The organism is Clostridium sp. DSM 17811, from assembly GCF_018861905.1.
Lineage (GTDB): Bacteria > Bacillota > Clostridia > Clostridiales > Clostridiaceae > Clostridium_AD > Clostridium_AD frigoriphilum.
Genome location: NZ_JAHLDU010000004.1, coordinates 112,473 through 134,319, shown reverse-complemented (window position 1 = coordinate 134,319; position 21,847 = coordinate 112,473). Strand labels below are relative to the sequence as shown.

The 21,847-nt window shown below is 30.2% G+C and carries 18 protein-coding genes and 1 other annotated feature; of the genes, 6 read left to right on the top strand and 12 right to left on the bottom strand.

Annotation, left to right across the window (positions count from 1 at the left end):
- The first annotated feature begins 186 nt into the window (after positions 1 to 186).
- Positions 187 to 2,178, top strand: coding sequence for a transketolase (tkt, locus tag KPL44_RS07505; RefSeq protein ID WP_216248350.1), 1,992 nt, complete (start codon positions 187 to 189; stop codon positions 2,176 to 2,178).
- Positions 2,179 to 2,254: 76 nt separating this feature from the next.
- On the opposite strand, the gene KPL44_RS07500 is transcribed toward tkt, so the two are convergent.
- The 7 genes from KPL44_RS07500 to KPL44_RS07470 all read right to left on the bottom strand — a co-directional run bounded on the left by KPL44_RS07500 (position 2,255) and on the right by KPL44_RS07470 (position 12,622).
- Positions 2,255 to 4,324, bottom strand: a complete 2,070-nt coding sequence (locus KPL44_RS07500) for a glycosyl hydrolase 115 family protein (protein WP_216248349.1) — start codon at positions 4,322 to 4,324, stop codon at positions 2,255 to 2,257.
- Between the two features lie 27 nt (positions 4,325 to 4,351).
- Positions 4,352 to 5,197: a carbohydrate ABC transporter permease gene (locus KPL44_RS07495; RefSeq protein ID WP_309249393.1), complete on the bottom strand. Its 846-nt coding sequence runs from the start codon at positions 5,195 to 5,197 to the stop codon at positions 4,352 to 4,354.
- Between the two features lie 5 nt (positions 5,198 to 5,202).
- The gene (locus KPL44_RS07490; RefSeq protein WP_216248348.1) at positions 5,203 to 6,108 is read right to left on the bottom strand and encodes a carbohydrate ABC transporter permease; all 906 of its coding nucleotides are present in this window, start codon (positions 6,106 to 6,108) and stop codon (positions 5,203 to 5,205) included.
- A gap of 83 nt (positions 6,109 to 6,191) precedes the next feature.
- A complete protein-coding gene (locus tag KPL44_RS07485; RefSeq protein WP_216248347.1) occupies positions 6,192 to 7,502 on the bottom strand; it encodes an ABC transporter substrate-binding protein in 1,311 nt (436 codons plus the stop codon).
- Between the two features lie 127 nt (positions 7,503 to 7,629).
- A complete protein-coding gene (locus KPL44_RS07480) occupies positions 7,630 to 9,174 on the bottom strand; it encodes a response regulator transcription factor (RefSeq protein WP_216248346.1) in 1,545 nt (514 codons plus the stop codon).
- 4 nt (positions 9,175 to 9,178) lie between these two features.
- Positions 9,179 to 10,948: a cache domain-containing sensor histidine kinase gene (locus KPL44_RS26015; RefSeq protein WP_216248345.1), complete on the bottom strand. Its 1,770-nt coding sequence runs from the start codon at positions 10,946 to 10,948 to the stop codon at positions 9,179 to 9,181.
- 282 nt (positions 10,949 to 11,230) lie between these two features.
- A complete protein-coding gene (locus KPL44_RS07470; protein ID WP_216248344.1) occupies positions 11,231 to 12,622 on the bottom strand; it encodes a family 4 glycosyl hydrolase in 1,392 nt (463 codons plus the stop codon).
- Positions 12,623 to 12,785: 163 nt separating this feature from the next.
- Here KPL44_RS07470 and KPL44_RS07465 point away from each other — a divergent pair, with 163 nt between their 5' ends.
- Positions 12,786 to 13,637 (top strand): AraC family transcriptional regulator, encoded by an 852-nt coding sequence (locus KPL44_RS07465; RefSeq protein ID WP_216248343.1) that lies wholly within the window; start codon positions 12,786 to 12,788, stop codon positions 13,635 to 13,637.
- A gap of 532 nt (positions 13,638 to 14,169) precedes the next feature.
- Entirely contained in the window at positions 14,170 to 14,340 is a 171-nt protein-coding gene (locus KPL44_RS07460) for a DUF362 domain-containing protein (protein ID WP_071611800.1), read from the top strand.
- Positions 14,341 to 14,392: 52 nt separating this feature from the next.
- Here KPL44_RS07460 and KPL44_RS07455 read toward each other — a convergent pair whose 3' ends face one another.
- From KPL44_RS07455 to KPL44_RS07435, 5 genes are all read right to left on the bottom strand, one after another.
- On the bottom strand, positions 14,393 to 15,244 hold the full coding sequence (locus KPL44_RS07455) for a YitT family protein (RefSeq protein WP_216248342.1): 852 nt from the start codon (positions 15,242 to 15,244) through the stop codon (positions 14,393 to 14,395).
- Between the two features lie 244 nt (positions 15,245 to 15,488).
- Positions 15,489 to 16,880 (bottom strand): asparagine--tRNA ligase, encoded by a 1,392-nt coding sequence (gene asnS, locus KPL44_RS07450; RefSeq protein ID WP_216248340.1) that lies wholly within the window; start codon positions 16,878 to 16,880, stop codon positions 15,489 to 15,491.
- Positions 16,881 to 16,946: 66 nt separating this feature from the next.
- Positions 16,947 to 17,218 (bottom strand) — a binding site (T-box leader).
- 175 nt (positions 17,219 to 17,393) lie between these two features.
- Positions 17,394 to 17,648 carry a hypothetical protein gene (locus KPL44_RS07445; protein WP_216248338.1) on the bottom strand — a complete coding sequence of 85 codons (255 nt, stop codon included), beginning with the start codon at positions 17,646 to 17,648 and terminating at the stop codon, positions 17,394 to 17,396.
- 129 nt (positions 17,649 to 17,777) lie between these two features.
- Complete coding sequence (locus KPL44_RS07440) at positions 17,778 to 18,641, bottom strand: YitT family protein (RefSeq protein ID WP_216248336.1); 864 nt, start codon at positions 18,639 to 18,641, stop codon at positions 17,778 to 17,780.
- Positions 18,642 to 18,692: 51 nt separating this feature from the next.
- Entirely contained in the window at positions 18,693 to 19,412 is a 720-nt protein-coding gene (locus tag KPL44_RS07435) for an MBL fold metallo-hydrolase (RefSeq protein WP_216248334.1), read from the bottom strand.
- A gap of 194 nt (positions 19,413 to 19,606) precedes the next feature.
- Here KPL44_RS07435 and KPL44_RS07430 point away from each other — a divergent pair, with 194 nt between their 5' ends.
- The 3 genes from KPL44_RS07430 (at position 19,607) to KPL44_RS07420 (ending at position 21,818) form a co-directional block, all read left to right on the top strand.
- A complete protein-coding gene (locus tag KPL44_RS07430; RefSeq protein WP_171297528.1) occupies positions 19,607 to 19,975 on the top strand; it encodes a VOC family protein in 369 nt (122 codons plus the stop codon).
- Between the two features lie 293 nt (positions 19,976 to 20,268).
- Positions 20,269 to 21,057 (top strand): flagellar motor protein, encoded by a 789-nt coding sequence (locus tag KPL44_RS07425; RefSeq protein ID WP_216248332.1) that lies wholly within the window; start codon positions 20,269 to 20,271, stop codon positions 21,055 to 21,057.
- Complete coding sequence (locus KPL44_RS07420) at positions 21,057 to 21,818, top strand: OmpA/MotB family protein (RefSeq protein ID WP_216248330.1); 762 nt, start codon at positions 21,057 to 21,059, stop codon at positions 21,816 to 21,818. The genes KPL44_RS07425 and KPL44_RS07420 overlap by 1 nt, the downstream gene beginning before the upstream one ends.
- Positions 21,819 to 21,847: the final 29 nt, after the last annotated feature.

The window sequence follows — 21,847 nt, the reverse complement described above, 5'->3', positions numbered from 1 at the left end:
AATTTTTCGCCTCCATTTTTTTTATCACATTCTTTAAAATTTAATCATATACATTTATTATACTGCTAATTTAGTCAAGTTTGCTTCATATATATATTTGTTTGTGATAAAATGAATATAAGACATACATCTTTACAAATAATTTAAATAAATATAGAAATTAAAAACCATAAGGAGGAATTTACATTGAATAAAATTGAACAACTAACAGTAGATACTATAAGAGTATTATCAGCTGAGGCAATACAAAAAGCAAATTCAGGCCATCCAGGTCTTCCACTTGGGGTTGCACCAATGGCATATACATTATGGGCAAACCACATGAAACATAATCCAAGCAATTCAAAATGGCAGGATAGAGATAGATTTGTACTCTCTGCAGGTCATGGATCAATGCTTGAATACTCACTTCTTAATCTTTTCGGTTATGGTCTAACTATTGAAGATTTAAAGAACTTTAGGCAATTTGGAAGTTTAACACCCGGGCATCCTGAATATGGTCATACAAACGGCGTTGAAATTACCACAGGTCCACTTGGACAAGGAATTGCTAATGCAGTTGGTATGGCAATAGCTGAAAGTCATCTTGCAGCAAAATTCAATACAAAAAAACATGCTATTGTAGATCATTATACATATGCTATATGTGGTGATGGAGATAATATGGAAGGTATTTCTGGAGAAGCAGCATCCCTTGCAGGTACTCTAGGGTTATCTAAACTTATTTTAATGTATGACTCAAATAACATATCTATAGAAGGCTCTACAGATATTGCCTTCACAGAAGATGTAGGCAAAAGGTTTGAAGCTTATGGATGGCAGGTAATAAACGTAGAAGATGGCAATGATATGGATGCAATAGGCAAAGCCATTGAAACTGCAAAACTTGAGTTAAATAAACCTACCTTTATTAAAATCAAAACTATTATAGGATTTGGCTGTGCTAAAAAGCAAGGCACATCATCTGCACATGGCGAACCACTTGGTGAAGATAATATAACTGAAATGAAAAAATGTATGGGCTGGAATCTTGCTCCATTTACCGTTCCAGATGAAGTAACTAAGCATATGGAAATCATAAAATCAAAACTAAGCAAAAAAGAAGAAACTTGGAACACACTTTATGCTGAGTATAGCAAAGAGAATCCTAAACTCGCTAAAGAATATGAAGTATGGCAGAGTGGTGACCTTTCTGTTGATTTACTTAAAGTTGAAGAATTATGGAAATTTGAAGGCAAAGCAGCAACAAGAAACTCTTCTGGAGCTATAATAAATATATTAGCAAAATATGTACCAAACTTTATAGGTGGCTCTGCAGATCTTGCTCCTTCTAATAAAACATATATGAAGGATATGGGTGATTTCTCAAAAGGCGATAGAAATGGTTCTAACCTTCATTTTGGAGTACGTGAGCATGCCATGGCTGCCATTGCAAATGGTATATATGTTCATGGGGGTCTTAAACCTTTTGTTTCAACTTTCTTCGTATTTAGTGATTATATGAAGGGTGCAATGAGACTTTCTGCACTTATGGGTCTACCAGTAACTTATGTGTTAACTCATGATAGTATAGCTGTTGGTGAAGACGGTCCAACTCATGAACCAATAGAGCAACTTGCAGCTTTAAGGGCTCTACCAAACTTTAATGTATTTAGACCAGCTGATTCAAGAGAAACTGCTGTTGGTTGGTATGCCGCAATGAATTCAAGGACAACGCCTACCGCATTAATACTAACAAGGCAGAATCTTCCTTTATATGATGAAACATCAATAGAAGCTTTAAAAGGTGCATATGTATTAAAAACTTATGAAACACCTGGTCAAAAGCCTGATATCATTTTAATGGCTTCTGGATCTGAAGTAGAATTCATTTATGAAGGTGCTAAATTATTAAATGATAAAGGTATTAAAGCAAGAGTTATAAGTATGCCATGTTTAGATTTATTTGACGCTCAATCAAAAGAGTATAAGGAATCTATATTACCATCATCCGTTAGAACAAGGCTCGCTATTGAAGCCGCTGCTTCCTTCGGTTGGCACAAATATGTTGGACTTGACGGAGATATCATTTCAATTGATAGATTTGGAGCTTCAGGTAAAGCTGAAATTTTATATAAAGAATTTGGATTTACAACAGAAAATGTTGTAAGTAAAGCACTTAAACTACTAGGCAAATAATTTTATTAAAATATAATTTATTAAACAAAGACCATCTACTCAATATTGAATAGATGGTCTTTGTTTAATATTCTAACTATATCATCATTACCTTTTCCTTAATCTTAACATAAAGCTCATCATCAGTTAACTGATTAGTAGTAGTTGCGAGCAACATAATATTTCTATCCCCACTCGATAGAACATATTGCTTTTCCCAATTATAAAAATTAGAACCATCACCAAGTACACGAATATACCTTCTAAGAGTATCTAAACAATATATTGTGAGTTTAACATTTGTGAGACAGTCATTTCTGTAGAAATTTATCCATTTATCATGCTCTGATTCTTTCATTTTGCTAAGTGCTTCTTCATATTCTTTCATTGCAGTACAAACATGTACAAATGAAAGAGAATAATTTTTTTCTCTAAATGCATCATAACCCCTGCAAAGATATACTGAGCCTTTGCAACCTGTTAGATGAATTATTACCTGCAATAATAAACTATCGCAAAATAGACTCTTCTCTTTTCCTAATAAAGACATTAACGCATTATCACACTGATTTTTTAAAACTTCCCACTTATTCAAATTTGCTTCATACTTTTCCTTATACCACTTAACCTGCTTTTCAAAACAAATATGACCCGTGGCCCAATTTAAAGATTCTACAGTATCATTGTTTTTATTTTTAATCCAATGGCTAATTATTTCTCTCGTTGGATAGTGATAAAATTGCTCTCCTGCTCTTTCATCTTCATATTGTCCATATTGCACAGGTGTCTTAAAATATTTATTAAAACATTCTTCCACAATTTCACTTCCAGAAGGAAAATAGCATTTCATATAATTTTTCATGTGCTTATTTGTATCTACATAACCATACTTCCAAAGTTCACTCACTAAATCTAACATATAAGTATGCGGTCTAATATTCCCACTATTTACAATTAAATACTCATTAGCTCCAACCATAAATGCAGCTTCTAATTCCGACTTCACAAATTCAGGTGTATTAGGAAGCATAGTCAAATGATTAGATGATTGCAGATCATAAAAGGTAACATGATAATAAACACCATGAGGGCCTAAATCATTTTTACTTGGCAATGAATATACTCTAGGGTTATGATTTCCTTGTCTTCTTGAAACCATCTTCCCATATCCGCTATCTGCCCATATTTTTATAACACCCTCTGGGAATTCTATGTATCCCTCTTTATACAGTTCCATTATTTCACCATACAAGTTTGTACAAAATACCGGTTTCTCAACATACTCTTTAACTATTTCGTATTGCTTTTGAATTACTTTACTTATAAGTTTACCTCTTGCCTCAGGTGTTTTATATGTTGCATCATATTCCCAAAACGCTTGATCTCCCTGCCCTCTAAATCCGATATTCCATATAACTTTTGTGTCTTTCTGATCTAATACGGCGCTTCTCCAAAGTTCCTCAAAAAGTTTACTATTTTTATCATATATAGGCTCCTCGCCTGGGTAAGCTCTTAAAAACATTTCGGCACCTAAAGGCTCTGCATGATGATGAGTTATCCACAATCCCATATCTGACGCCAGCTGCTTGTTTATTTTGCTTGTTTTATCTGTACCTGGTATAACCATATTTCCACCGCATCTAAGTATAGTTTCAAAAACTAATTTCCAAACTTCTTCGTCTGTTGGGCTATCCTTCCAACCTGATAATAGTACTTCATCATTCACAAACCATCCTCTATATTTAACCTTTCTAGTAAATGACTTATAATCAGACATAGGAATTCTAACATATGGTAAGCATTTAGGTTCTTTATCATTCCAGAACCAAAATGGATCTACACCCAAATATGTTTTACTTATATAAAGCAATGCATATATTATTCCTAATTCATCCTTTGCATTTATATTCATAACACTTTTTTTATTATCATCGGCCTGAAATTTCACAGTAAACTCTTCTGACTTTAAAAGAAACTCAGTATCATCTAATGAACATCTTATAATTATTTCTGTCCTTTCATCTCCGTTTAAATTGCTTTCAACTTTAAATACTTTGTTAATATCACGTGAAAAAATATCTATAATATTTTTAATTGCCTTGCTACTTTCTCCTATTATTTCTATAGTTGTATTTTTATTTAAAATAAAAAATTTATTTTGTTTCATTAATTTCACCCTTCTTTTTCGCTTTTATTAATCCTTAAGTCCACTTGTTGCTACACCTTCTACCAATTGTTTTTGAAATATTAGAAATATAACAACTACTGGTATTAAAGACACAACAGACATTGCAAGCATTCCCCCATAATTATTAAATGAATTTGGGTCAAGATATAAATTTAAAGCTAAAGAAACAGTGAAATGCCTTGGATTACTCATAAAAATTAGAGGTTGAAAAAAGTCTTGCCATATCCAATAAAAAGAAAATATTGTTGATGTAATTACAGCTGGAACTACTAATGGAAAAATAATTTTAGTAAAAGTCTGAATTTTACTACATCCATCAATTTCAGCAGCCTCATCTAGCTCAATTGGTAATCCACGAATAAATTGTACAGTTAAAAATATGAAAAATGCACTACCAAAAACCCATGGAATTATTAATGATGCAATATTATTTATAAGCCCTAGTTTCTTGAATATAATAAATTGTGGTACTACCATAACTTGGTTAGGTACCATCAGCGTCATCATTACACAGAAAAACCAAAAGTTTTTACCAAAGAATTTTATTCTAGCAAACGCATAAGCTGCAATCACTGAAGAAAAAACACCTCCAACTGTTCCAATTACTGCAACAATTACTGAGTTCCACATGAATGTTCCAAAAGATACTCCTCCAATTCCTTTCCATCCTGAAGAGTAGTTTTTCACAATATCCCAATGTTTAGGTATTAATGAATATGAATTAACAAATATTTCAGAATTCGTTTTAAATGAACTACTTACTAACCATAACAATGGATAAATCATAATAAGACCTAATAAAATAGTAAAAAAATGAAACATAAATGATCTTAATTTTTTGTTTTTTCCCACCTTTATCACTCCTTTGATTCGTAATGTACCCATGATGTCTGGGATTTAAATAATACTGCAGTAAATATTCCAATTATAGCAACCAATACCCAAGCCATAGCGCTACTGTATCCCATGTCAAAGTAGGTAAATGATTTTCTATATAAATTTAATACATAGAATAAGGTACTGTCCATTGGACCACCTTGAGTTATGATATAACTTTCTGTAAATGCTTTAAATGCATTAATTATTTGCAGAATTAAATTAAAGAAAATTACTGGAGTGAGCATTGGTATTGTAATTTTAAAAACCTGCCTAAAAAAACCAGCTCCATCAATACTTGCGGATTCATAAATACTTTTTGGTAATTGTTTTATAGCAGCTAGAAATATTAACATCGCCGATCCAAATTGCCATACTCCCAGGGATATTATCGTCCATATAGCAGTTGACGGATTACCTATAAAAGATATTTTTTGATGTATCCCAATAATAGAAAGAAGCGACATTGCAACTCCATCATTTCCAAAAATTTGTTTCCAAACTATTGAAACAGCTACACTTCCTCCAACAATTGAAGGTACATAATACACTGCTCTATATAAACCTAAAAATTTTCTTTTACTATTAAGTAACATTGCTACTATAAATGCAAATATTAACCTTAAAGGCACTAACATAAACACATAATAAAATGTTACACCTAATGACTTCCAAAAACTTGGATCATTGAAAAACATTCTTCTGAAATTATCTATACCAATGAACTTAGGTGTACTAAGTAAATTATATTTTGTGAAAGAAAAATATAACGATATAACCATTGGTATTGCATACATAATCAAAAATCCTATCAACCATGGCGCAATAAGAATATAACCAGTTACATTATTGTTTCCAAATTTTAAGTTTTTCTTTTTTTTACTCATATAAATTCACAACCTTCACAATGTAATTTTTAATAATGCTTTACAGACTGGATATTATTCCAGCCGTAAAGCATTGATATTTATTATTTAGAATTTCTTCCAAGTATTTCATTGGATTTACTTCTAAAACTAGCTGCTGACTGTGCAGCCGTAGTTTTACCATATAAAAATGAATTTACTGTATCTGTCAATGTTTTAGTAACCTCAGCTACTCCTGCTGGATCTGCTGGATCTGCTTTTGTTGAATTCTTAACAATAATATCCGCATAATCAAACATATCCTTTTGTTGAGGTGTTAATGTAGGTTTTAGTGTGTCCCTTACTGTTGAGGATACTGGTATTCCACGTTCAGCATTTATAACTTTATTTGCTTCTGGATCATTTAAGAACCAATTAATAAATTTAGCAGCTTCCTTCTGATTTTTTGAAGATTTAGCTACTGAAAAAAACATTGCTGGTTTATTCCATAAAGCTTTAATTCCTGTACTACTATAAGGAGGTGTTATAATCTTTAAATTAGGGTTTGATTTTGAAACTATTACACCATAATTAGACCAATCCATTGTAGCTCCAGCTGTGCCCGTAACAACTGGCTCAGCTTCCTTTCCTTTTGCACTAATTTGTGCCCATTGATCAGGATTAGGCAATGCTTTTGCATCTTGAAGTCTTTTAAGCATATTAGCATAATCTATGAAAACACTATCATTATCATATCCAAGCTTTGTACCATCTGCCGAATACATTGTTTTACCATATTGTCTTACCCAATATGGAAAAGTACTTATATTATCTATTTTACTTTGGCCATAAGACCCAGTCTTTTTCTGGATTGTTATCATATCTTTTTCAAAGTCAGCCCAAGTCCATGCTGATGTTGGCATTGCAAGTCCCGCTTTTTTAAATACCTCTGGATTATAAGTTATTGCAAGTCCTGTAGAAGCTAAGACAACTCCTGTTAGCTTCCCACTTACTTTACCTGTATTTACCAGGTTTTGGTCAGCATTTGTTAAATCAATCGTCTTATCTGTTACATAAGGTGTTAAATCCGCTAAGGTATCATTGTTAGAATATGTTGATATAAACGAGTAATCCATTTGCATTATATCTGGCATGGTATCCCCTGCCGCCTGAGCTGAAATTTTATCAAAATAACCATCCCATCCAGAAGGTGTTGCCTGAAACGTTACATTTGGGTATTTAGCTGTATACATTGATAGTAATTTATTAGTATAATCATGCCTTGACTGTGAACCCCACCAAGTTATTGATAGTTTAACTGGCGCATTAGCATCAACTTCTTTTTTTGAGGTTGCAGTATCACTTTTCCCACAACCACCTAGTGCTAAAGAACCAGTTAAAACAGCCGCTAAAAGTATAGACATAGATTTTTTCATTAATATTTGCCCCCTTAATGGTTTTACTAGATTTTGTATTTATAATTTTATTATACAATTGTTTTCTGAAAAAAAGAGTCAAAAAAAACGCTGTTTTTGTTTAAAAAACAGCATTTTTTGTAAACCGTTACAGTTTTCTATATTCAGATGGAGTATAGCCCGTATATTTTTTAAATACTTGACTAAAATATTGAGTGTTATCCCCAAATCCTATTTGCTCAGTTATTTCATAAACCTTATAATCTTTTTTACTCCTAATAAGTTCTATGGCCTTCTCCATTCTAAGCCTAACAACATACTTAGAAAACTTTTCATTAGTATGTTTGTAAAATAGCTTCCCCAAATAATTTTCATTTATAAATAATACTTTTTTTGCTATCCAAGTAAGTGACAATTCATAATTCTGTATATTATTCTCAACGCAGTTTATAACTGTACTTATAATAGCTCCATAATTTTCTGTATTATTATCAAAATTTTTTTTAGCTATTTCATTAGCTATATATTTTATATATACACTAATTTGTTTTAAAGTACTTTTATCTTGGATTTCATATAAACCTTTTGCATAACTACTAACTTCTTTATGATTTCCTTGCCTTAGTATAATTAAAAATATTTCAAAACAATAATTTTTAGCCATTTCTATTTCTACTTTTTCTTGATATATCTTATGAAAAAAACTGTCCAATTGAAAGTTTAAGCTTTCTATATTACCAGTTTTAACCGAAACCGCAATCATTTCATTGTAAGTTGAATCATTTAAATTATCTTGAGACTTATTAAACTCAATAATTTTCTCTGTTATTATTTTGTTATCACCAAGATAGAATTCACATTTCAAACATTCCTTAACCTCTAGATACATTTTTTGTATACTTTCAAAACTATTTTCATTACTTACTCCTATACAAATATCATATTTAAAATATTTATTAAAAATATCTTTAATTTGGGACAATAAGTCTGTAAGCATAGATAAATCAATAGACTTAATTAGCAATAAAATATTATTATCCAATATAGTGCTCAAGTAAACAACATTTTGATTCAATATATCATATGCTATATTCTTTAAAGCAAACTTCTCTAGTAAATCCACTCCATTATCCAGTTTAAATACAACAAGTTTAAACTTAGTTTCTTTTATATCAAACAGTCTTAAAAAATATTCACATTCTAATTTACTATAATTTACCCCAATTATAAAATCTCTTAAAAACTGTTCCCCGACTTGTGGTAAAACTTTTTTTAAATTATCATTTATATCCGTAAGAAATTTATCCTTTTTTTCTTTTTCTTTTTTTTCTATTGCTATTTTTTTTAAAATTTTAATTATTTCATCCTCATCACATGGTTTTAATAAATAGTATTTAACGCCGTATTTCATCGCTTTATTTGCAAATTCAAATTCTCCATATCCAGACAAAATTATGAAAATAATTTGAGGATATTCCTTATATATCCTAGAAATTAATTCTAATCCTCCCATTCCAGGCATTTTAATATCAGTTATAACCACTTCTGGAACAATTTGCTTAATAATTTCATAAGCATCTATTCCATTCTGCGCCATTCCACAAAGTGAGAAACCATATTTGTTCCACTCAATAGAATTTGCAATACCTTCTCTTATTATTCTCTCATCATCAACAATCAAAACTTTATACATTCTCTCACCTCACTTTGTATGGAATCCTAACTATAACTGTGGTTCCCTCACTTAATTGACTTTTTACTGATATTCCAAATTCTTCACCAAAAAACAACTTTATTCGTGCATCTATGTTTTTTATACCTATACCAGTACTCCTAGATTTATTCTCACCAATTTCTAACTCGTGGATAAATTCCTTAGTCATACCAATTCCATTATCGCTAACTATTATCTCAAGAAAATCTTTTTGCTTTTGAGACCTTATTGTAATTTTACATACACCAGTTAATTGCTCCAGTCCATACTTAATAGAATTTTCAACTAATGGTTGCAATGTCATTTTAAGAATATAACACTCCTTTATATCCTCTTCTACCAAATCGCTAAAATCTAGTCTTTCCTCATATCTTATCTTTTGTATATTTATATAATCATTTAATAACTTTAGTTCATCCTCAATTTTTATAATACTATCCTTGCTAGCTATTGAAGCCCTAAATAAATTTGAAAGCGACTTAACCATTAAAGATATCTTATCTTGTTTATTAGCTTTAGCAATCCAATTAATTGAATCAAGAGTATTATATAAAAAATGAGGATTTATTTGAGATTGTAAGGCCTTTAATTCTGTTTCCTTAACTAATATTTGTTTAATATAGTTTTCCTTTATTAACTCATTTATTTTGTTAACCATGACAATAAAATCATTATTTAACTGTCCCACTTCATCACATTTGTCATCAGAAATTTTATCTATTTCCATTATTTCAAAATTACCATTTTCAACTTTTTTCATTTTTTTACTTAATGTAATTATTGGTTTTGTTATACTACCCGCAAAACCGAGTCCCATAGAAACTGCTAAAATAAAAATCATTAAAAAGCAACCTAACATAATAGTTCTCATTAATTTTATATTCTGAAAAATATTTTCATAGGACAAAAAATTAACATATGTCCAATTAGAATAGTTTGACACTTCTCGATTTAATAAAAATTTTTTTCCGTCAATATTATATATTTCATTTGACACATTATTTAATCCAATATCTATTGCCTTCGCTGAAGTGATTTTTTTATCTTTATATATCATATTTTTATTTTCGGACAATATTATTAAATTTGCTTTATATTGTGGAGACATATTTGAAACTGAATTCACTAAGTTATCAGCATCAATTCTTATTATAAGTGTGCCTATTACCTTAAAATTGCTAATAGACCTTATCTTCCTAGCTAATATAAAATTTTTATTATCCTCTTGAGGTTCTATCCACACAAGCCCACCAGATTTTTTTTCTAATCTTTTCATAATTTCATTTTGGATTGTATTGTTAATTGTAATTGTGCTATTTCCTACTGTGTACATACTGCCATTTATATCAACAAGACTAATAGATGATATATAACCTTCAGATTGAGATTGATTGCGCAAAATATCTTCCATTCTTGAAATAGCAACATATCTTTCATAAGATGATTTTTTATTATTAATTGTACTTAAATATTCCTGCGTTTGATTTGAAGTTATAACACCAAAACTTAGACTTTCAACCTTTCTAAGTTCATTTTCAATATTAGTAGAATATATATTTAGAATCTCTGATGAATTATTAATTAATTGCCTATCATATACTTTAAAAGTTACCTGTAATAGCAGAAATGATAACATGCTAATTATTAACACTAATGTTGCTAATATAATAAAAACCTTTCTTTTGATAGTCATTATTTTATAAAAATTAATAATATATTTTTTTATATTACTTAAATAATTATTTATTACCACAGTTTTCCTCCTTAGTAAGTCTTAAAATAAACTTTTACAGAAACCGTTATAATTGAGTCTGTAAAAATCTATTTTCAGACCCATTTTAAAAGTTTATTACTTCAATAATACAAAAAATTTATAATATATTTACATTTATTAGTCTACCACAAAAGTATTATAAATCATAAACAATCCTTACTAGAAAATAGTTCTTAATAAAATTAAATAACCTGAGTTAGTATTTATCACTAGCTCAGGTCAATTGTTTATTATTAAACTAACATAACATCCTCAGAATCTTTAATTCCATCCCTTTAGATATTTTTCTGTATTATCAAACATTTCATTAAAAAGAACCTGCGCATCTTTTAATGAGATATTGACTAAAAGAGGATCATTTACAAAGGCAGTAAAGGCCAATTTCTTATCTTTAGCTAAAGTAGCTGTGAGTATTGTTTCTTGGTTCATAACCACTCTATGCACAAATCCTAACACATTATCTGGTAATTTCCCTGCCATTACAGGTTTAATACTGTTTTTTGTAAAAACAGCATTTGTTTCTACAATAGCGCCTATTGGTAATCCAATTACTTGACCATAGTTTGGCATGTTAACATTAGTTACGAGGTCCCTGATTCCAAGAAGTGCCTTCATTATATTAACACCCTCTTCCCCAGTTTCTTTTAACTCAAATTTTTCAGAGCCAGAAACTAGTCTTTCACTTCTTTCTAATCTCTCTTTGAGTTGACTTTTTCTAAATTTCACAGTTGTTAATCCGAATTTCCAATTTTCCACAGTTTTTGTGTCCTTTAAGTACCAATTTCCTGGAAGAAATTCAGCAAGATGTCTATCACCAGCTGCAGCAATAATTCCATATCTTAAAAACAGATCAAATTTAACTCTTTCAGCTGACTTAAATGTGTCATTCATCCAATGTCCCCCTTCATTTCCAACGTAACCGTTTTCAAAATTTTCATTAACAAATTTTGAATAAACTTCGAATAAGTTTATATCTTTGTAATAGGCTTCATTAATCCATGTAAAATGATTTATACCAAGCACATTAATTTTAATTTCTGACCGTTTTGCTTCTTTAATGCCCAATATATCATTTAGTGCATTGATTAAAAGGTTCTGAGTTGAAAATACCTCATGACAACACCCAAAGGCTTTGATTTCAGGAAATATCTCATATAAAGTTCTAACACATAGTGACATAGGATTAGTATAATTTATTACCCATGCATTAGGGCAACACTTTTTTAAATTTTCTGCAATTTCAACATACATTGGTATTGTTCTATGAGCCCTAAATTGACCACCAGGTCCAACGCTATCCCCTACTGATTGGTATATACCATATTTCTCAGGAGCATGTACATCTGATTCCATCTCATCGAAAGTTCCTGGTAAAATAGATATAATAACGAAATCAGCATCTTTCAAAGCTTCTTTTAATGATTTAACTACTCTGTAATCCCAATTACTTTTAGAATAATTTTGACCTTTAATCGAATTGCCTATAATTTCATTACACTTAGCTGCTTCATAATCAATGTCGTATAAATATACTGTACCTGAAAGTTCTTCTTGAGATGCCAAATCACTCATAAGACCCCATGCCCAACCTCTAGAACCACCCCCAATATAAGCTACATTAACATTTTTAACTTTATTTTCATTTAAAATCATAAGTAATTCCTCCCTATAACTATTCTCTTTTTAATGTCTTTATAATTGTATTATAGAGCAACAATTGATAACTTTCAGCACAAAATTTGCTCTTAAAATTAATTTTCTACAAATCTTGTTGTAATAATAATTAGTAAGCACTATAATTTTATTGGGTGATGTTATGAACGAAAATATTAAAGATCATGATAAAATTGAAAAAGCCTTTGAAATAACCAAAATAAAGCAAGTTGGAAATGTAAGTATGAAAACGAATCACTACCATGACGACTATGAAATCTATTATTTATTAGATGGAAAGCGACATTATTTTATAAAAGATAAGATCTATGATATAAAAAAAGGAGATCTAGTATTTGTTGAAAAAAATGAGATTCATAAAACTTTTGATGCCGGGGCTCCATATCATCAAAGGATTTTAATAACATTTAAAAAATCATATTTAAATAATATACTAGTTGAAGCAAAAAATTACGATCTACTTTCATGTTTTCATGGAAATACTAATATCTTAAGGCTAAAAATTGACGAACAGAAATCTATCGAAAGTTTATTATCTAAAATGCTTTATGAAGATACACATCAAGTTGATAGTACGACCATTTATTTAAAAATCATGCTTACCGAGTTTTTAATCTTAGTTGAAAGATTATTAAAAAATGCACCTAGTTATCACATTGAAACAACAAATCTTACTCATAAAAGGATATCTGAAATCATTACATACATTAATAAAAATTATGTAGAAAATTTAACTTTAGATTTTTTATCAAAGCGTTTCTTTATTAGCACCTACTATTTAAGCAGAACTTTTAAAAAGGTCACTGGTTTAAATTTAAACCAGTACGTTAACACTATTCGAATAAAAGCAGCCGAAAAATTATTATTCTCCACGGAGCTAAATATTACCAATATATCCGAAAAAGTTGGTTATCGTAGCATCACCCACTTTGGGAGAGCATTTAAATCAATAACAGGTGTCTCCCCATTAAAATACAAGAAAATACTTTCTTAATATCAATCCCATATTCAATAACAAGTGCAATTTTTAGTTGCAAAACAATTTGCAATTTTTTTTGTTTTATATTGAATACTTATGTGAAATCTTACACATAATATTATCAATAGTTATTAACTCACAGCTACATGGATGAGCTCATCATTAATATAGATACAGCTAAAAGTTACTAACTACTATAAGTGTTAAATGAACTGTGTTAAATTTAGTTTTTAGCTGTAACTATTATTTAATTCAGTTCATTTAATACTTTCCCCTTTAAATTTATATGATAAATAATCGCCATCACTAAAAATCATAGATTAAACTCTATGGTTTTTATTTTTATGTACACTACTTATACTTAAGATTGACTATATATTTTTATTAATTGGTTATTATAGAAAAAATACTTGTGTCATGCAAAGCCACTAAACTGTATATTATTTGTTAACTTTTTAACAATGTTCTCTATTTAAAAAAAACACTTTATTTATTAGTCCAATTATGATACTATGTAGTGAATTAGTAAAAAAAGGAGGTCGTTATTATGTCATATAAAATTACTGACGCATGTGTAAGCTGTGGAGCTTGTGAACCTGAATGTCCAGTTAACGCTATAAGCCAAGGAGATTCACAATTTGTTATTGATGCTGATACTTGCATCGATTGTGGAGCTTGTGCAGGTGTTTGTCCTACAGGAGCACCAGTTGAAGCTTAATTAGAACATATTTAAAAACAATCTATTGGCTTTCGTCAATAGATTGTTTTTTTTATTCATCTATATCTTTAAAACCTTCTCCAACCGTTTCATGTACATTATATGTTATTATAAAAGCTGTTTTATCAATTTCTTTTATATGATTTTTTAATTTTATAAACTGCTTTTTACCTAAAACAGTAGTTATAATTTCTTTTTCATCATTAGTATAAGCTCCCTTAGCCATGTAAAGTGTTGCCCCTCTATTTAAATCTTCAATTATAAACCTTTTTATCTCTTCCCCTTTCGAACTAACCACTTCTACCTTTTTACAATTATTAATACCAGCAATAACTGCATCGACAGTATATCCATTAATAATAACTCCTAATAATGCATACATTCCTATTCTAGGACCAAATGCTACACCTGCTAGTATTGTTATGAAAAGGTCTGCTATAAGCAGAGATTTACCTATCTCTAAGTGAAAATACTTATTAAGCATTTTAGCTATTATGTCAGTTCCTCCTGTGGATGCATTTTGATTAAAGACCATACCCATCCCTACGGCTCCAATTAATATACCAAATATCAATTCTAGAAATATGTCATTTGTTATAGTACCACTCATAGGAAAAAGTTTTTCTAATACCCATATCATACCAGATAATCCGAAACTAGCATACATTGTCCTTACTCCAAAACTTGACCCTATAAACATAAACCCTACAACAAATAAAACGACATTTAATACAAACATTAAAGCCCCAATAGTAAGACCTGGCATATACTGATTTATAACCATAGCAAGGCCACTAACACCCCCTACTGCTAAATCATTTGGTATTAAGAAAAAGTAAAGTCCTAACGCTACAAGTGCTATTCCTACAGTTATCAATACATATTCTTTAATAATTGTTTTCATGCTTATTGCCCCCTCATTTAAATTTTAATATTTGAATATCAAATACAGTTATATTTAGTGTAATAATTAATAATAACACATTTAAAAATAAAATCTCTTAGCTTAAGGGCTAAGAGATTAATATTGTACTTATATTTATATATATTTTATTATGTTATTTCTAAATTTCTTAGATTAAATCATCTCCTGGGTCGCTGCAACAACTTCTCAGAAGATGCATTGACGACTTCAGTTTGAAATGTCGTTAAAATTCAGCAGACCCAGTTGTTCTTGGGAATGGAATAACATCTCTTATGTTACTCATACCCGTAATATACATAATAGCTCTTTCAAATCCTAATCCAAATCCAGCATGCTTAGTTCCGCCGTATTTTCTTAGTTCTAGATACCACCAATAATCTTCTTTATTAAGACCACATTCCTCCATTCTAGCTTCTAGAATATCCTGTCTTTCTTCTCTTTGGCTTCCACCTATAATTTCACCTATCCCCGGTACAAGCAAGTCCATTGCAGCTACTGTTTTACCATCCTCATTTACTCTCATATAAAAAGATTTTATTTCTTTTGGATAATCAGTTACAAATAATGGTTTTTTGTATACCTCTTCTGTTAAATATCTTTCATGCTCAGTTTGAAGATCACAGCCCCAAGTTACTGGATACTGAAACTCTTTCCCTGATTTCATTAAAATATCTACAGCTTTAGTATATGTAACCTGACCAAATTCTGAATTTACAACACCATTTAATCTTTCAATTAAACCCTTATCTACAAAACTGTTGAAAAACTCCATTTCCTCTGGTGCATTTTCCATAACATATTTTATTATATATTTCATCATATCTTCTGCAAGTTTCATGTCATCATTTAAATCCGCAAAAGCTATTTCAGGTTCTATCATCCAAAACTCAGCTGCATGTCTTCCTGTGTTAGAATTCTCTGCCCTAAAGGTTGGTCCAAATGTATAAACATTTCTAAAAGCTAAAGCAAAAGCCTCTGCTGCTAACTGCCCACTTACCGTTAAGCTAGTCTCCTTGCCAAAAAAGTCTTGTGAATAATCAACCTTTTTGTTTTTATCCATTGGAATATTACTAAAATCAAGGGTAGAAATTCTGAACATTTCACCTGCACCCTCGCAATCACTGCCAGTAATTATTGGAGTATGAGTATATACAAAGCCTCTCTTTTGAAAAAACTCATGAATAGCAAAAGCAGTTAATGAACGTACTCTGAACACTGCTGAAAACGCATTACTTCTTGGTCTTAAATGTGCAATAGTTCTTAAATACTCAAAAGAATGTCTTTTCTTTTGAAGTGGATAATCGGTATCTGACATTCCCTCAACTATTATTTTAGTAGCTTTAAGCTCAAATGGTTGTTTAGCATCTGGCGTTACAACTAATGTTCCTTCAATAGTAAGTGAGGAGCTTATAGGTAATTTAGATATCTCTACAAAATTATCTAACTTTTCTTCAAAGACTACTTGAATATTCTTAAAGAAACTTCCATCGTTTACTTCTATAAACCCAAACGCTTTAGAAGCCCTTAACGTTCTTATCCATCCAGAGATAGATACTACTTGATCTGCATATTTTTCACTGCCTCTATAAATTTGTTTCACTAACAATTTTTCCATAAAATTGCCCTCCTTATAATTTAATGCTTTTGTACATAATAAAAAAAGCCTTTCTTCCCATAATAATAAAGGGACGAAAAACTATAATTTCGCGATACCACCCAATTTGTCATAAAATATGACCACTCTAATTAGTACAAAATTATGTATTCAATGTTTCGAATTATAATTTGATACTACCCAACCATTAACGGATTGGACCCGTCTAAGCCTACTCTCTAATGATTTCGGTTAGAAACTCAGAGATGTTTTTCAATATAAATCTCGTATTGGTCTCTCACCGTCACCAAATCGCTAAAACTACCTTTTATATCTACTCTTCTCATCTTAGTCTTTACATTTAACTTATAAACACTATTATATTCATTAATTACTTTATATATACAATTAAATTATAATGTTTTTAATAATAAATGTCAAATCCTTATTATACTCTGCTTAATATATATAAATATCCTATAAAGCAAACTTATTACATCGTCTACTTTATAGGATAAGGTTTAAAATTTAATATTATATATCGTCTCTTTCAATTTCGCCTGCATCTACTTCTTCATCTTCATCTTCAACTATTTCACCAATAACTGCATCTCTCTTAGCTCTTTCTCCAGTAGCCTTATTTTCAATAACAATGTTGGATGTTACATGTCCATCAACTTCGCTAATAAAACTTTTTGCTGTAACATCTCCTTCTACTAAAGAAACTCCCTCTGTAAGTTTTTCTGGGTGATCAAATGTAATTGGTTTACTATTTAATCTATCGTTCATATATATACACTTCCTTTCTAAATCTAGTCTGTGCATGAAGACTTCGAAATATACTTTGGAAATGTTACCTAATTTTCAACTTTAAAACATTTTAAAAATAATATGAGTATAATTATAACTTATTACCTCTTACTCCGTAAATCCTTCTCCTAGAACTTCTCTCACATCTGCAACAGTAATAAACGCTTTGGTATCTATTTCCTTAACCATTTTTTGAAGAGGTACTATTTCATCTTTACCAACTACTACAAACAATACCTGTTTTTCTCCTTTTGAATACATACCTTTAGCATGTATTCCTGTGACACCTCTATTTAAATCTTTCATTAGTATTTCTGCTATTTCATTTGAATAATCCGAAATAATAAATACCGCTTTCGAAAAATTTATTCCTTCAAGTATACTGTCTATTACTTTAGACACTATGTATGTTGATATTAATGCATACATAGCCTTTTCAATTCCAAATACAAAAGCACCTAATAATATTATAGTAGAATCAATTACTAATATGATTTTGGCAATTGGAATGTTTTTCAAATAAACCTTTATAATATTGGCAGCAAGATCTGTTCCACCAGTACTTGCAGATGCTCTTAATACAAAGCCTAAGCCTATACCAACAAATACACCACCAAATATACTAGCTATCAATAGATCAACCTTTGGGACTGGAATAAAGCTTGTATAAAACAATGCAAAAGACAGATATGCCGCAGCAAACATAGATTTACCAACAAATGCTCTTCCCTTAAGTTTTATAGCAATAGCAAGTAACGGTATATTTACCACAATATTAGTAAACCACAACGGAATGTCTACTCCATAATTCTTAATAGACAAATACTCTATAACAATAGCAAGACCAGATACCCCACCAGTTACTAATTTTAAATTTGCAAAAAACATATTTATACCTGCTGCAAGTATTGTGGCTCCAATTATAATGTATACATAATTTAAAATATTTTCATTTTTAGTTTCTCTTCCCATCCTAATTATCCTACTTTCCAATTTCTACTCTATCCAAATACATAAATTATTTTAATATATTATCTCCTGATCTGGATAATTTATTAGAGCAGCTTTTATATTTATCTTATTCATTCGATTTGCGAATTGCTTAGTAATATCCACATCATCTCCGAAATGCATTGGTATAAGTACCCTTGGCTGAATATTTTTCGCAAAATATTCTCCCCCTATATAATAAAACTCGCAAAGTCTAGGATCTACTGGAAAAAAGGCTATATCTATAGTTTTTTCTTCTTTTATCTTCTCTATATGAGCCTTAAATAATGACTCCGCAAGTGTTTGTTCTTCTATACTATCTTCTTTCCAGTGCCACCAATTTAGATCTCCAGCATGAAAAATAGTTAATCCATCTACTTTTACTAAAAAGGATATTCCAATATCCGTTGAACCATAAGCTTTTACATAAATATCTTGAAATACTTTTTCGTCGCCTTCCCCCATAAAATTATAATTTGATTTATCTTTATCAGTTTTTATATCACTACTAAGTATATATTGTATATTATCATTATATTTTTCCCATTCTAAAATTTTAGGATTATAATGATCTGCATGACTATGAGATGAAAATACATAAACATTTTTCATTTCTTTTATATTTTCAGGTGATAGCAAAACTCTGTCATGATTTTCTATAGGTTCTTTATAATAATCAAATATCAGAAAATGATTTTCAGTCTTAACAACAAACCCACTATGGTATATATAGTATATTTTTGCTTTTTTCATAAATTATCGCTCCCTACATTAACAATATTTTAGTTTAATTATAATTATACTAAAATTATATACAAACGTAGGTTTCAAGTAAATAAAAATATTTTTTGTTTGAAAATATTTATGAATAAAATTTAAAGTAAGCTTATAATAAAGATATAATATATATGATATATTAAATTCTTTAGAAAAGGTGGCTATATTAAATGAAGTTTTCTTTTGACCATAATAACATAAATGTTTTAGACTTAGAAAAAAGTGTAGAATTTTATAAAGAGGCCTTAGGATTTGTAGAAACTAGGCGCCATCATCCATCAGATGATAGTTTTACGCTTGTATTTTTAGGTGATGAAACAACAGGACATAAATTAGAACTTACTTGTATGAAAGATAGAACAGAACCATATAACCTAGGTGAAAATGAGTTTCATCTTGCTGTAGTTGCTGATAATTATGATGAGGCTTACGCATATCATAAAAAAATGGGCTGCATCTGTTATGAAAATAAACCTATGGGAATATATTTTATCATGGACCCAGATGGTTACTGGACAGAGGTTATTCCAAAAAAATAGAATTCGTCAAAATAACCCTAAACAAATATTTTCAAGTATCAGCCCTTAAAATGTACAATATTATTGGCTTCAAAAGGAGATTTACACTCCTTTTGGAGTTTTTTTTATGTTTTAACTCAAATTAAAACAATAAATTACTATAAATTGAATAAATTTGGTTAAAAGGCTAAATAAAAACTAACTTTGTTCGAAGATTATTATATGATATTATTTTATTTCTAAAATATTAAACTGTGTTTACATCTTATTATAATAAATATATTATGATGCAAGCTGCAAAATAGGAGGATTTTATGAATGTTTTTTCAATTATATTTATAATAATAAGTTTTGGTTCGATGGTAGGTGCCTTCATTATGGAAGGTGGAAGCCCCGCTATGCTCGCCAGTGCAAGTGCTGCTATAATAGTATTCGGTGGTACCATCGGAGCTGTTGGTCTTGGATTTTCGGTCAATAAATTAAAGAATATTCCAGCAATGTTCAAGCTCATATTTACAGCTAAAGATAGGGATTTAGTAGAAATAGTCACATATTTCAAACAATTATCCTTCAAAACAAGGAAAGAGGGTTTACTTAGCATTGAAGGCGAAATAACTGATGATTTGGATCCTTTTATAAAAAAAGGTTTGCAACTAGTAGTAGATGGAGTTGATCCTCAGATGGTAAAAACTATATTAGAATTCGAACTTGAATCAACATATGATAGACATAAAAATGGTGCTGCTATATTTGAAGCCGCGGGTGGTTTTGCACCAACTATGGGTATTATAGGTACAGTTATGGGTCTAGTTATGGTTTTAAGTAATCTTGCTGATCCTTCTGTTTTAGGAGAGAAAATAGCCTCTGCATTCATCGCTACACTGTATGGTGTTGGTTCTGCAAACTTACTATGGCTTCCTATGGCTTCAAAATTAAAAGATTTAAATAACGAAGAGATTAAAGAGAAAGAATTAGTAATAGAAGCTGTTCTTCTTATGCAAGAAGGTGCAAACCCTAATATTTTAGCAGAAAAACTAAAAGGTTTTCTAGATAAAAAACAAATAAAGAAATTTACTGAAATGGATAACGGAGGAGTAGCATAATGAAAAAACGCGAAGAAAAAGAAGGGAATGGTGAAAGGTGGCTTTTAACCTACTCAGATCTAATAACTTTGCTTATGATATTTTTTGTTGTTATGTATGCCTCAAGCACTGCAGACACTACTAAATACAAACAACTAGCTAAATCACTTAATGTAGCTATTAGTGGTGGTGGTGCTTCTATTATTGGTAGTGATACTGCTACAAGTGTTTCAAATTCAACAGTCACTGTAGTTGATCCGCCCGAAACCACTACAAACGCTGCAAATAGTAAGACAGCAGAAGAAAACAACATGGAAAACATCAAAAAAAATGTTGATACATATTTGAAACAAAATGGCTTAGCAAGTAGCGTTTCTACTAAAATTGATGAGAGAGGGCTTGAAGTAAGTCTTAAAACTTCATTACTCTTCGATGTTGGTACAGCAGGTGTTAAAGAAGATTCAGCTAAAAAGCTAATCAGCATAGGTAAAATATTAAATCATGTTAATAATTACGTAAGAATTGAAGGACACACAGACAGTACTCCAATGAGCAATAATGAATTTAAGTCTAACTGGCAACTTTCTGCATTTCGCGCAACTAATGTTACTGAGCTACTTATTTCAAAAGCAGGAATTTCTCCTAAAAAGATATCAGCAGTAGCATATGGAGAGAATCGACCAGTGGCTACTAATACGACCGAAGTTGGAAAAGCTAAAAATAGAACCGTAGATATTATTATATTAAGTAATCAATTTTCAAAAACAGAAAAAATCAAATAAAAAGATGTTGCCGTTTTATTAGCAACATC